The organism is Lelliottia sp., from assembly GCF_045627565.1.
Lineage (GTDB): Bacteria > Pseudomonadota > Gammaproteobacteria > Enterobacterales > Enterobacteriaceae > Enterobacter.
Map to the genome: position 1 here is coordinate 34268 of NZ_JAZQNX010000039.1, position 13207 is coordinate 47474.

Here is a 13207-nt window from a genome sequence, read left to right on the forward strand (position 1 = left end):
ATTCCCTCTTCCAATGGCAGAGAGGGAACAAATTAGCGCTCGGAACAGTTCCCTCTCCCTTTGGGAGAGGGTTAGGGTGAGGGAAAAATTACCCCTCGTGCAATCCGCATTCGCGCTTAAGCCCAAAGAATCGCGTCTCTTCTTCCGCCATTCCCGGCTCCCATTTCCGTGTGGTGTGGGTGTCGCCCACTGACAGATAGCCCTGATCCCACAGAGGATGGTATTTCAGCCCGTGCTTCTGCAGATACTGATAAACAGTACGATTATCCCAGTCGATAATCGGCAGCACTTTGAACACGCCGCGCTGAATGCCCAACACCGGCAAGCTGGCGCGACTGCCGGACTGCTCACGACGCAGACCCGCAAACCACGTTTTCACATTCAGCTCTTCAAGCGCCCGGTTCATCGGCTCGACTTTGTTGATGTCATTGTATTTCTCAATGCCCTCAACACCCTGCTCCCACAGCTTGCCGTATCGCGCTTCCTGCCACGCCGCACTCTGCTCTGCACGATAAACTTTGAGGTTTAGCTTGAGTTTGTCCGCCAACTCATCAATGAACTGATAGGTTTCCGGGAACAGATAGCCCGTATCCGTGAGGATCACCGGAATATCAGGGCGGATCGTGTTGACCAGGTGCAAACTCACCGCCGCCTGAATACCAAAGCTTGATGAGAGCGCATACTCGCCTGGCAGGTTTTCCAGCGCCCACGCCACCCGTCCTTCGGCATCCAGTTTTTCCAGTCTGGCATTGGTTTCCGCCAACGCCAGAATGCGTTCCACTTTCGGTAAATCGTTAAGGGCATTCAGATCGAGTAAGGACATAGCAACCTCTCTTTTATTCCCAAAAATCTCTGGCGGGATCGAGCACAGGGCGAATGATGCCCGCACGCACCGTAAAGTCGCCGAAGCCTTCACCCGCTTCACGCTCTTTCGCCCAGCGCCCAACAAGCTCGTCAAGTGAATCAAGAATTTCGGGTTCAGTAATGTTTTCGCGATACATACGCGGAATGCGCGTCCCGCTGCGGTTGCCGCCCAGATGCACGTTGTAACGACCCGGCGCTTTACCCACCAGCCCAAGCTCGGCCAGCAGTGCACGGCCACAGCCGTTCGGGCAACCCGTCACGCGCATCACGATATGCTCATCCGGAATACCGTGTTTCGCCAGCACCGCTTCCACTTTATCGGTGAAGGACGGCAGGAAACGCTCGGCTTCCGCCATCGCCAGTGGACAGGTTGGGAATGACACACAGGCCATTGAGTTCTCACGCTGAGGCTTCACGCCATCCATCAGCGTATGCTCGCGCGCCAGCTTCTCGATCTTCGCTTTCTGGCTCTCCGGCACGCCGGCAATAATCAGGTTCTGATTCGCTGTGATGCGGAACTCGCCTTTATGAATCTTAGCAATTTCCAGCAGACCGGTTTTCAGCGGACGGCCCGGATAATCCAGAATACGGCCGTTTTCGATAAACAGCGTCAGGTGCCATTTATTGTCGATGCCTTTGACCCAGCCGATGCGATCGCCACGACCGGTAAATTCATACGCACGGATAGGCTCAAACGTGATCCCCGCGCGACGTTCGACTTCTGCTTTGAACGTCTCTACGCCGACGCGCTCCAGCGTATATTTGGTTTTCGCATTTTTACGATCGGTACGGTTACCCCAGTCGCGCTGCGTGGTCACTACCGCTTCGGCCACGGCCAGCGTGTGCTCCAGCGGGATATAACCAAATTCGCTCGCGGTGCGTGCGTAGGTTTTCTTGTTGCCGTGTTCGATGGACAAACCACCGCCCACCAGCAGGTTAAAGCCAACCAACTTGCCGTTTTCCGCAATCGCCACGAAGTTCATGTCGTTGGCGTGCAGATCGATATCATTCTGCGGCGGAATGACCACCGTAGTTTTAAATTTACGCGGCAGATAGGTCTGACCCAGAATCGGCTCGACATCGGTGGTCGCGACTTTTTCCTGATCGAGCCAGATCTCCGCATACGCGCGGGTGCGCGGCAGCAGATGTTCAGAGATCTTCTTCGCCCATTCATACGCCTCGGCGTGCAGCTCTGACTCATACGGGTTGGAGGTACACAACACGTTACGGTTCATGTCGTTCGCAGTCGCCAGCGCGTCCAGTCCGACGGAATGCAGCATCTGGTGTACCGGCTTCACGTTCTTTTTCAGAATGCCGTGAAACTGGAAGGTCTGACGGTTGGTCAGACGAATGCTGCCGTAAATCGTGTTGTCGTGGGCGAATTTATCAATCGCCTGCCACTGTTTCGTGGTGATGACTCCACCCGGCAGACGGCAACGCAGCAGCATCGCATGACGCGGCTCCAGCTTTTGTTCCGCACGTTCCGCACGAATATCGCGGTCATCCTGTTGATACATACCGTGGAAGCGGATCAGCAGGAAGTTGTCGCCTTTGAAACCGCCGGTCAGACCGTCGTTTAAATCTTCGGCAATGGTGCCGCGCAGATAGTTGCTATCAACCTTCATGCGCTCGGCGTCAGTCAGTTTGCCTTCGACCACCAGTGGGCCAGGGTGTTTTTCACTCATTAGTAGACATCTCGCTGATAACGGCGCTCTACGCGCAGCTCACTTAAAAATTCATCCGCCGTTTCGATATCCATACCACCGAATTCGGCAATCACTTCCAGCAAAGCCTGCTCAACGTCTTTCGCCATACGATTGGCGTCGCCGCAGACATAAAGGTGGGCGCCGTTATTGATCCACGCCCACAGCTCTGCGCCCTGTTCGCGCAGTTTGTCTTGTACGTATATTTTTTGTTTTTGGTCACGTGACCACGCCAGATCGATGCGTGAGAGCACGCCCTCTTTGACGTAACGCTGCCACTCAACCTGATAAAGGAAATCTTCCGTAAAGTGCGGGTTGCCAAAGAACAGCCAGTTTTTGCCAGGCGCTTCCTCAGCTGCACGCTGCTGCATAAACGCGCGGAACGGCGCGATACCAGTGCCTGGACCAATCATGATGACCGGCGTTTCAGGGTTCGCTGGCAGGCGGAAGTTATCGTTATGTTCAATAAAGACGCGGACTTCGCCCTCTTCCTCAACGCGATCGGCCAGGAAACTGGAGGCCCCGCCCGCCCGCGCACGACCTTCGATATCGAAGCGTACGGCCCCCACGGTGATGTGCACTTCGCTTTCCACTTCCGCCTGAGACGAGGCAATGGAATAGAGGCGCGGCGTTAACGGGCGCAGCAGACCGATTAAGGCCTCGGCGTCGAGCTGTGCCGGAGAGAAGCGCACCATATCGACAATCGGGGTGGTTGCGGCGTAATGCTGCAGTTTGGCTTTGTCGCCCACCAGCGGCAGCAGCGTTTCGCTACGGGTCAGCGTGGCGTAATTCTCGACAATATTGGCGGTGTTGACCGTCAGCTCAAAATGCCACTGTAGCGCTTCGGAAAGCGACAGCGTTTTGCCCTCCACGTTGACCTGCTCGGTGCCTTTCAACCACAGCAATTCAACCAGCTCTTTTACTAATACAGGATCGTTTTGATACCAGACGCCAAGCGCATCACCCGGCTGGTAGCGCAAGCCGGAATCACCCAGATCAATTTCGATATGGCGAACGTCTTTTTCCGAATCGCGACCGGTAATTTTTTGATTTACGGACAGGCTCGCAACCAGCGGCTCTTCTTTGGTATACGGGCTGGTAGAGACTTCATTGACCGCACCTGAAGCACTGATCGCCGCCTGTGCTGGCGTATCCTTCGGTACGCGCGCTTTCAGCACATCCACAATCCGTGCGCGCCATTCGGCGGCAGCGGCTTGATACTCAACGTCGGCATCCACGCGATCCAGCAGACGCTCTGCGCCCAGTTCCGCCAGCTTGCTGTCGAAATCTTTGCCGGACTGGCAGAAGAACTCATAGGATGTGTCGCCCAGACCAAAGACAGCAAACGCGGTGCCGTCGAGTTTTGGCGCTTTTTTGGAGAACAGGAATTTATGCAGCGCGACCGCTTCTTCGGCCGGTTCGCCTTCGCCCTGTGTTGATGCCACAACGACAACCAGTTTTTCTGACGCGATTTGTTTAAATTTATAATCCCCGGCGTTCACCAGGTTCACGTTCAGTTTGGCGGCGAGCAGATCGTCACGCAGCGCTTCCGCCACGCGACGGGCATTGCCCGTTTGCGAAGCAGATATCAGCGTAATAGCCGGAATTTCAACCGCTGTAGCTGGCGCATTCACGACCACTCCAGGCTGCTGATTGAGCATTCCCCAGAAATAGCCGGAAACCCAGGCAAGCTGCGTAGGTGAAAAATCAGTGGTGGCTGCCTGAAGGCGCGCCAGTTGCTCCGGGTTCAGAGGAAGCAAATTCGAAGGTGGGGCCTGTGTTGTCATGCGTCGTTATGTTCCAGTAGCAAAGCGGACTTCAAGTAATATGTCCTGAATAGTTCGAGTTGCAGCCAACGGAGCGACAACTGAAGTATGACGGGCATAAAATCCAAACTGAAGATAAGGTTAACGGCGGGGATAATAACAATTAAAGAAGGGATGGAAATAACAAATAACCAAAAGAACTAACCTGTTTTAGCTATGGTTGATAACAACAAAACTGGTTAAGCAAATCACTGAAATATAACCATAAAATTTACCAAATTTGCCCCGAGCAACTGCACTACGAATGATGGCCGTTTTAGTTAATGATTAAAAATGTGCTTTCCGGTACTATGCGGCGGTTTTTTCCGCACTACTGAGAGCACATGATGTCCACCACACTGTTTAAAGATTTCATCTTCGAAGCCGCCCATCACCTCCCGCATGTCCCGCAAGGGCATAAATGTGGCCGTCTGCACGGGCACTCTTTTATGGTGCGTCTTGAGATTACCGGTGAAGTCGATCCACATACTGGCTGGATTATGGACTTCTCCGAACTGAAAGCGGCGTTTAAGCCGACGTACGATCGCCTCGATCATTACTATCTGAATGATATTCCCGGGCTGGAAAACCCAACCAGCGAAGTGCTGGCAAAATGGATCTGGGATCAGATGAAACCGCTGGTGCCGCTGTTAAGCTCGGTGATGATCAAAGAGACGTGTACCGCAGGCTGCGTGTATCGCGGAGAGTAAGAAAAAGCCCGGCGAAATGACCGGGCTTTTTTTCAGGCAATATTCAGATACTTGTGCGTCTGCATCGACAATCGCCAGTTGCGGGCGATGCAGGTTTCAATGCACAGACGCGTCGCGTCATCTTTCTGACTGATTGGCTGAAGGGCGATGATCCGCTGCTTTTCATCGGTTAACGTCGCTAGCAGTTCATCCAGCGCTTCGATATCACGCATGCGGCCAACCGGATGCTTAATCTCATCGGCACGCTCAAGCGCCTGCGAAAGCACGTCGTAACCACCGCGCATGTTCACTTTTGGCGATACGGTCACCCAGGTGGTGTGAGAGCAGTGCACTTCGTGCGTGCCGCTGGTTTCAATCTGGCAACTGTAGCCGTTCTTTTCCAGCAAATCGGTCAGCGACATGAGATCGTGAATGCACGGTTCGCCGCCGGTTATCACCACGTGGCGCGCCGTCCATCCCTGACGACCAATTATCGCCAACAGATCTTCTGCGCTCCCGGCTCCCCATTTATCGCTTTCTTTGGTTTTGGCAAGAATGCTAAACAGCGATACTTCCCGATCCGCCAGTTTGTCCCACGTATGTTTGGTATCACACCAGGCACAGCCAACCGGGCATCCCTGTAAACGAATAAAAATAGCAGGAACGCCAGTGAAGTAACCCTCGCCTTGCAGGGTTTGGAACATCTCGTTAATCGGGTACTGCATAGTCATCTCACTTTGGGGATAATCATTAATTATCGCAGATCCCCGCCCATGTTTCATGCCCGATCGGTGCTGTGTGCCTCAATCGCCGCAACGAAACGTGTCGTGATTTGCTGAGGACGCGTAATAGCGCCCCCCACCACAACCGTGTGAGCGCCTAGCGCAAGACAGCGCGCAGCACGCTCAGGCGTGTCGACATTGCCTTCAGCCACGACAGGAATATTCACGGCAGCCACCACATCGCGTAAAAACTCACAGTCATTTTCGGGAAGCGAATTGCCATGCGTTTCCGCCGTATAGCCGTAAAGAGTGGTGCCTACGCAATCAAATCCCAACGCTTGTGCCTCTTTCGCTTCCGCCAGCGTGGCGATATCCGCCATCAACAGCACCGACGGATAGCGCGCGCGGATTTGCCCGACAAACGATTCCAGCGTTTGTCCATCCGGACGCGGTCGGGCGGTGGCGTCCAGCGCGATAATTTCCGGATTCACCGTCATCAGTTCATCGATCTCCTTGAACGTAGCGGTAATAAACACCTCGCTGCCCGGATAATCGCGCTTAATGATGCCAATCACCGGCAGGGAAACCTGCTGTTTAATGGCGGCGATATCCGCCACGCTGTTGGAGCGAATCGCCACCGCACCACCCTGCGCCGCGGCCAGTGCCATGCGCGACATAATGAACGGGCTGTGCAGCGGTTCGTTTTCCAGCGCCTGACAGGAGACGATTAATTTGCCTTTCAATACATCCAGTACAGTCTTCATCACGATAAAATCTCTTCAACTTCGTTTTTGATAATGGTGACATGCGGGCCGTAAATCACCTGGACGCCGTTACCGCGGACGATCACACCGCGTGCGCCAGTGGCTTTCAGCGCGGCCTCATTAACCTTTCCGCCATCCTTGACCGTCACGCGTAACCGCGTCGCACAGCAGTCCACCTCGTCCAGATTGTCTTTGCCGCCCAGCCCGGCGATCACCGCCGCCGCGCGTTCACTTTGTGGGAGCGTGCTTTCGACCACCGCCTCTTTTTCACGTCCCGGCGTGGCGTAGCCAAATCGGGTGATCATGAAGCGGAAGGTGAAGTAATAGAGGAAGAACCACGGCACGCCGACCAGCGGAACATACATCCAGTTCGTTTTGGCCTCGCCTTGCAGGACGCCAAACAGGATGAAATCGATAAAGCCGCCGGAAAATGTCTGCCCAATGGTGATATGCAGAATGTGGGCGAGCATAAATGCCAGTCCATCGAAGAACGCGTGGATGACATAAAGCACCGGTGCCACGAACAGGAACGAGAACTCAATCGGCTCGGTAATACCCGTCAGGAAAGAGGTCAACGCCGCAGAAATCAGCAGCCCCGCGACGCGCTTTTTATTCTCGGGTTTGGCAGTGTGATACATCGCCAGACACGCCCCGAGCAGGCCGAACATCATGGTGATAAAACGCCCTGACATAAAACGTGAAGTGCCGAGGTAAAACTGTTGGGTATTCGGATCGGCAAGCTGTGCAAAGAAGATCCGCTGCGTGCCTTCGACCAGATGACCGTTAACGATCTCACTGCCGCCCAGCGCCGTCGTCCAGAAAGGTAGATAGAAAATATGGTGCAAACCAAACGGGCCGAGCATCCGCAGGATAAAACCATACAGCAGCGTGCCGATATAACCCGTCGCATCCACCAGGCCGCCGAGGCCAAAGATCAGTTTCTGAAAGTGCGGCCACACGACCGTCATCGCCGCGCCGACGACGATGGCTGCGAGGGAGCTGATAATCGGCACAAAGCGTGAGCCACCAAAGAAGCCGAGAAACTGCGGAAGCGCAATTTTATTGAACCGATGATGCAGAGTGCAGGTGACCAGACCCATCACCACGCCACCAAAGACGCCTGTCTCCAGCGTCTGAATCCCAAGGGTCATCCCCTGCCCCACGGCACCTGGATTTTCCAGCGCGAGCTTGCCCGTCAGAATCAGCAATGCATTGATGGTGGCATTCATCACCAAAAACGCGAGCAAAGCTGCAAGCCCAGCCGTGCCTTTGTCCGTTTTTGCCAGACCAACCGCAACGCCAACCGCAAACAGCACCGACAGGTTTGCAAAAACAATCGAACCCGCGCTGCTCATTATAGTGAAAATGGCCTGCAGCCAGCCGATATCGAGAAATGGATAGGCCGTAAGCGTGTTCGGATTTGATAACGCGCCGCCAATTCCTAGCAGCAAACCCGCCGCAGGCAACACGGCGATCGGTAACATAAACGACTTACCAAACCGCTGGGCTTTTTCAAACCACGCGCCTGATGAGGCACCGCTGAACATTTGCATCATTATTTTCACTCCCCCATTAACTGATGAAAATTTTTACCACATAAAATTAATAAACTGAAAATTATCACCAAAAAGACAGAGGTGGATCATACTTTTTTAAAATGACTGGCATCTTTCCCCCGCTTTCCGCCACACTAGCCGGTAGAAAAACGCATCAAGGATCAGGTATGTCAGAAAATGAAAATCTGCTGCTCAGGCTGCGCCAGGGCGTCTCTGGATACAGTCCAACGCAGCAAAAGTTGGGATCGTTTGTCCTTAACGATCCTTCCAGAGTGCTCTACCTGACGATTACCGAGCTGGCGCGCGAAAGCGACACCAGCGAAGCGAGCGTGACGCGGCTATGCCGCACGCTAGGGTGTAAGGGATATACCGAATTTAAGATGGCGCTGGCGCTGGATGTTCAGCGTGAACACGTGCCGCTAAAGAAAGGCGATGAGATTGACGACATCGTCGAAGAGTCGATTCTGGCGCTACAGGATACTTCTCGTCTGCTCGACCGGGAGATTCTGTTAAAAGCCGCTCAGGCATTACACCAGTCGCGTTCCGTTTATATTTATGGCGTGGCGGCAAGCGCGATTATCGGTGATTACCTTCACTACAAATTGCTTCGCCTCGGCAAGCCGGCACAGTTGTTTAGCGATATGCATCGTGCGTCGATGAATGCGACGACCTTAACGTCTGACGATCTGGTGGTGGCCATTTCGAGTTCCGGCTCGACACGGGATCTTTTACACGTCGTGAAACTCGCGCGAAAACGAGGCGCGCACGTGCTGGCGCTGAGTAATACGCCGCGAAGCCCGCTGACATCTTTAAGCGATATGTTGCTGGTGGCAGCGAAGCCTGAAGGCCCGCTCAGCGCGGGTGCGCTGAATGCCAAAGTCGGCGTGATGCTGCTTGTGGAGCTTCTGGCAACGACCATGATTTCGCTGGACGATCGGTATGGTGACGCCAGTCAGCAAACGGCCAGTGCGACGCTTCCCCTGTTGCTGTAATTCAGGCATAAAAAAACCCGCCGAAGCGGGTTTTTCTTTAAATCGAAAGCTCAGTATTACTGACCTTTGATCTCTTTACGACCGTTGTACGGAGCTTTTTCGCCCAGTGCTTCTTCGATACGAATCAGCTGGTTGTATTTAGCAACGCGGTCAGAACGGCTCATAGAGCCCGTTTTGATCTGGCCAGCAGCGGTACCAACAGCCAGGTCAGCGATGGTAGCGTCTCCAGTTTCGCCTGAACGGTGAGAGATAACGGCAGTGTAGCCAGCGTCTTTCGCCATTTTGATCGCAGCCAGAGTTTCGGTCAAAGAACCGATCTGGTTGAATTTGATCAGGATGGAGTTAACGATGCCTTTCTCGATACCTTCTTTCAGGATCTTGGTGTTGGTTACGAACAGATCGTCACCAACCAGCTGGATTTTGTCGCCCAGAACTTTAGTCTGGTATGCAAAACCGTCCCAGTCAGATTCGTCCAGACCGTCTTCGATAGAGACGATTGGGTACTGTTTGGTCAGATCTTCCAGGAAGTGAGTGAACTCTTCAGAGGTGAAGGCTTTGTTGCCTTCGCCAGCCAGAACGTATTTACCGTCTTTGTAGAATTCAGATGCTGCACAGTCCATCGCCAGAGTGATGTCGGTGCCCAGCTCATAACCTGCAGCTTTAACCGCTTCAGCGATAACAGCCAGTGCTTCTGCGTTGGAACCCAGGTTTGGCGCATAGCCACCTTCGTCACCAACAGCAGTGTTCATACCTTTAGCTTTCAGAACTTTAGCCAGGTTATGGAACACTTCAGAACCCATACGAACAGCTTCTTTCAGGGATTTCGCGCCAACTGGCTGAATCATGAATTCCTGAATATCAACGTTGTTGTCCGCGTGCTCACCACCGTTGATGATGTTCATCATCGGAACCGGCATGGAGTATTTGCCTGGGGTGCCGTTCAGTTCAGCGATGTGTTCGAACAGCGCCTGACCTTTAGAAGCAGCAGCCGCTTTAGCCGTTGCCAGAGACACAGCCAGGATTGCATTCGCACCGAAGTTAGATTTGTTTTCAGTACCGTCCAGATCGATCATGATCTTGTCGATACCAGCCTGGTCTTTGGCATCTTTGCCAAGAACAGCCTGAGCGATTGGGCCGTTAACCGCGCCAACAGCTTTCAGTACGCCTTTGCCCATGTAACGGGATTTGTCGCCATCGCGCAGTTCCAGCGCTTCGCGGGAACCAGTAGAAGCACCTGACGGCGCAGCAGCCATACCAACGAAACCACCTTCAAGGTGAACTTCAGCTTCTACGGTAGGGTTACCACGGGAGTCGATGATTTCACGACCGATGACTTTAACAATTTTGGACATTAGATTTTCCTCAGTACAAGTTAAACTAAAACTCCAGACAAACAACGCGTACTCAAGGTACGCGTTGCCGTTCTAACTTTTTTTACTTCGCCTGACGCTTCTGGTACTCGCTGGCGGCTTTCACAAAGCCTGCAAACAGCGGATGCCCATCACGTGGCGTTGAAGTAAATTCCGGGTGGAATTGACAAGCAACAAACCAAGGATGGTTTGGCACTTCAATGATCTCGACTAACTGATCATCCCCGGAACGGCCCGCAATACGCAGACCCGCGGCTTCAATTTGTTTCAACAGCATGTTGTTGACTTCGTAGCGGTGACGATGGCGCTCGGTAATGGTTGTCGAGCCATACATCTTGCGAACCAGACTGTCTTCAGAAACCTGACAAGCCTGTGCGCCAAGACGCATCGTGCCACCCAGATCGCTCTTCTCGGTACGGACTTCGACGTTACCGTCTTCATCGCGCCATTCGGTGATAAGCGCCACAACAGGGTACTTACAGTCTGGCACAAATTCCGTAGAGTTCGCGTTTTCCATACCCACTACGTTACGAGCAAACTCAATCAACGCAACCTGCATACCCAGGCAAATGCCAAGGTAAGGAATATTATTTTCACGCGCAAAGCGTGCGGTAGCGATCTTGCCTTCTACACCGCGGTAGCCGAAGCCGCCAGGGATCAGAATAGCATCCAGATCTTTCAGAATTTCGACGCCGCGCGTTTCAACATCCTGCGAATCAATCAGCTTGATGTTAACAGTGACGCGATTCTTCAGACCACCGTGTTTCAGCGCTTCGATGACTGACTTATAGGCATCTGGCAGTTCAATATACTTGCCAACCATACCGATAGTCACTTCGCCTGCCGGATTCGCTTCTTCGTAAATAACTTGTTCCCATTCGGACAAGTTAGCTTCAGGAACGTTCAAGCTGAATCGTTTACAAATATAATCGTCCAGACCCTGTGATTTCAACAGGCCCGGGATTTTATAAATGGAATCGACGTCTTTTAGAGAAATTACAGCCTTTTCAGCAACGTTACAGAACAATGCAATTTTCGCACGTTCGTTGGCGGGAACGGCACGATCGGAACGGCAAATCAGGATATCCGGCTGGATACCGATAGAGAGCAGTTCTTTCACGGAGTGCTGAGTCGGTTTAGTTTTCACTTCACCGGCAGCGGCCATGTAAGGTACCAGCGTCAGGTGCATAAATAGCGCGTGTTCACGGCCAATATCTACCGCCAGCTGACGAATCGCTTCCAGGAATGGCAGAGATTCGATATCACCGACCGTACCGCCAATTTCAACCAGCACAACGTCGTGGCCTTCGCCACCGGCAACGATGCGCTCTTTGATTGCATTGGTGATATGCGGGATAACCTGAACGGTTGCGCCTAAATAGTCGCCACGGCGCTCTTTACGCAGAACGTCGGAGTAGATACGACCCGTAGTGAAGTTGTTGCGGCGACTCATTTTGGTACGAATGAAGCGCTCGTAGTGACCTAAGTCCAGATCGGTTTCAGCGCCGTCTTCGGTAACGAACACTTCGCCGTGCTGGATTGGGCTCATGGTGCCTGGATCGACGTTGATGTACGGATCCAATTTCATCATGGTCACATTGAGGCCACGGGCTTCAAGAATGGCCGCGAGAGAGGCTGCGGCAATGCCTTTACCCAGAGAGGATACAACCCCGCCGGTCACAAAAATATAGTTCGTTGTCATGCTGAACCTGAGAAGTTAGGTTGGAATGATGGAATAACCAGGACGGGAAAGTAGTATACCCGAACACGGCGAGTGCCACAAACTTTCATTCTCCGTCTCCTGACTCAGGCTTTGACAAACATAGGGAGTGAGAAAATAGCCGCTTTTGGGTAATTGTTTTTGACGCAAATCAAGCGCTTGTCATTTAAAAAATCACACAAATTGCGCTTGATCGCGAAAATTCGTTAGAGATCATGTTCCTGGCGTTTTACTTCCTGCCAGACCTCTTCCATCAAATCGAGGTCAACACCGGTCATTTCCAGGCCGCGGGCGGCGACAATGCGCTCAACTTCGCGGAAACGACGCTCAAATTTAAGGTTGGCTTTTTGCAGCGCGGTTTCCGCTTTCACCCCTAAATGACGGGATAAATTAACCGTCGCAAAAAGCAAATCGCCCATCTCCTCTTCCAGTCTGGCTTCATCGACCACGGCCTGCTTTGCTTCGTGCATCACTTCATCAATTTCTTCATGCACTTTATCCAGCACCGGTCCTAATGAGGTCCAGTCAAACCCTACGGTTGAGCAACGTTTCTGAATTTTATGGGCGCGCATGAGCGCTGGCAGGTTCAGCGGGATATCATCCAGCGCGGAATGCTGCGATTTTTCAGCCCGTTCAGCACTTTTGATTTGCTCCCAACGGGCCAGCACTTCGGTGCTGTTGTTTGCTGTTGCCTCACCAAAAATATGCGGGTGACGACGCTCAAGTTTGTCACTGATGGCAGCGCAAATATCGTCGAAATCGAAACGCGCCTCTTCCTGAGCCATTTGCGCGTAAAACACCACCTGGAACAGCAGATCGCCCAGCTCGCCGCGCAGATCGTCAAAATCTTCACGCGAAATAGCGTCCAGCACTTCGTACGTTTCTTCGAGGGTGTAAGGCGCGATGGTGGCGAAAGTCTGCTCTTTGTCCCACGGGCAGCCGTTTTCCGGGTCACGCAGGCGTTTCATTATGCCGAGCAGGCGGTCGATTTGGGTCATGAGGAGTTCCTGGTAAAAATGAGA

General features: G+C 53.0%; 11 protein-coding genes. 2 read left to right on the forward strand and 9 right to left on the reverse strand.

Going from position 1 to position 13207, the window contains the following annotated elements; translation table 11 throughout:
• Window positions 1–88: 88 nt before the first annotated feature.
• Genes cysH through cysJ form a run of 3 tightly spaced genes read right to left on the reverse strand, consistent with a single transcriptional unit; the run spans window position 89 to window position 4354 of the window.
• Window positions 89–823: a phosphoadenosine phosphosulfate reductase gene (gene cysH, locus ACKI5T_RS18385; RefSeq protein ID WP_407439303.1), complete on the reverse strand. Its 735-nt coding sequence runs from the start codon at window positions 821–823 to the stop codon at window positions 89–91.
• Between the two features lie 13 nt (window positions 824–836).
• The gene (gene cysI / locus ACKI5T_RS18390) at window positions 837–2549 is read right to left on the reverse strand and encodes an assimilatory sulfite reductase (NADPH) hemoprotein subunit (protein WP_015960219.1); all 1713 of its coding nucleotides are present in this window, start codon (window positions 2547–2549) and stop codon (window positions 837–839) included.
• A complete protein-coding gene (cysJ, locus tag ACKI5T_RS18395; RefSeq protein ID WP_407439305.1) occupies window positions 2549–4354 on the reverse strand; it encodes an NADPH-dependent assimilatory sulfite reductase flavoprotein subunit in 1806 nt (601 codons plus the stop codon). The genes cysI and cysJ overlap by 1 nt, the downstream gene beginning before the upstream one ends.
• Before the next feature lie 362 nt (window positions 4355–4716).
• Here cysJ and queD point away from each other — a divergent pair, with 362 nt between their 5' ends.
• The gene (gene queD, locus ACKI5T_RS18400; RefSeq protein ID WP_165500881.1) at window positions 4717–5082 is read left to right on the forward strand and encodes a 6-carboxytetrahydropterin synthase QueD; all 366 of its coding nucleotides are present in this window, start codon (window positions 4717–4719) and stop codon (window positions 5080–5082) included.
• Between the two features lie 32 nt (window positions 5083–5114).
• On the opposite strand, the gene queE is transcribed toward queD, so the two are convergent.
• Genes queE through ACKI5T_RS18415 form a run of 3 tightly spaced genes read right to left on the reverse strand, consistent with a single transcriptional unit; the run spans window position 5115 to window position 8103 of the window.
• A complete protein-coding gene (gene queE / locus ACKI5T_RS18405) occupies window positions 5115–5786 on the reverse strand; it encodes a 7-carboxy-7-deazaguanine synthase QueE (protein WP_407439307.1) in 672 nt (223 codons plus the stop codon).
• Between the two features lie 53 nt (window positions 5787–5839).
• Window positions 5840–6547 carry an N-acetylmannosamine-6-phosphate 2-epimerase gene (locus tag ACKI5T_RS18410; RefSeq protein ID WP_407439464.1) on the reverse strand — a complete coding sequence of 236 codons (708 nt, stop codon included), beginning with the start codon at window positions 6545–6547 and terminating at the stop codon, window positions 5840–5842.
• Entirely contained in the window at window positions 6547–8103 is a 1557-nt protein-coding gene (locus tag ACKI5T_RS18415) for a PTS transporter subunit EIIC (protein WP_407439309.1), read from the reverse strand. Before ACKI5T_RS18415 ends, ACKI5T_RS18410 begins: the two co-directional genes overlap by 1 nt.
• A 167-nt stretch (window positions 8104–8270) precedes the next feature.
• Between ACKI5T_RS18415 and ACKI5T_RS18420 the strand changes: the two genes are divergently transcribed.
• Complete coding sequence (locus tag ACKI5T_RS18420) at window positions 8271–9095, forward strand: MurR/RpiR family transcriptional regulator (RefSeq protein ID WP_407439311.1); 825 nt, start codon at window positions 8271–8273, stop codon at window positions 9093–9095.
• Between the two features lie 56 nt (window positions 9096–9151).
• On the opposite strand, the gene eno is transcribed toward ACKI5T_RS18420, so the two are convergent.
• The 3 genes from eno to mazG form a co-directional block, all read right to left on the reverse strand.
• Window positions 9152–10447 carry a phosphopyruvate hydratase gene (gene eno, locus ACKI5T_RS18425; RefSeq protein WP_407439313.1) on the reverse strand — a complete coding sequence of 432 codons (1296 nt, stop codon included), beginning with the start codon at window positions 10445–10447 and terminating at the stop codon, window positions 9152–9154.
• A gap of 82 nt (window positions 10448–10529) precedes the next feature.
• The gene (gene pyrG / locus ACKI5T_RS18430; RefSeq protein ID WP_015960227.1) at window positions 10530–12167 is read right to left on the reverse strand and encodes a glutamine hydrolyzing CTP synthase; all 1638 of its coding nucleotides are present in this window, start codon (window positions 12165–12167) and stop codon (window positions 10530–10532) included.
• Window positions 12168–12391: 224 nt separating this feature from the next.
• Entirely contained in the window at window positions 12392–13183 is a 792-nt protein-coding gene (mazG, locus tag ACKI5T_RS18435; protein ID WP_407439315.1) for a nucleoside triphosphate pyrophosphohydrolase, read from the reverse strand.
• Between the last annotated feature and the right edge of the window lie 24 nt (window positions 13184–13207).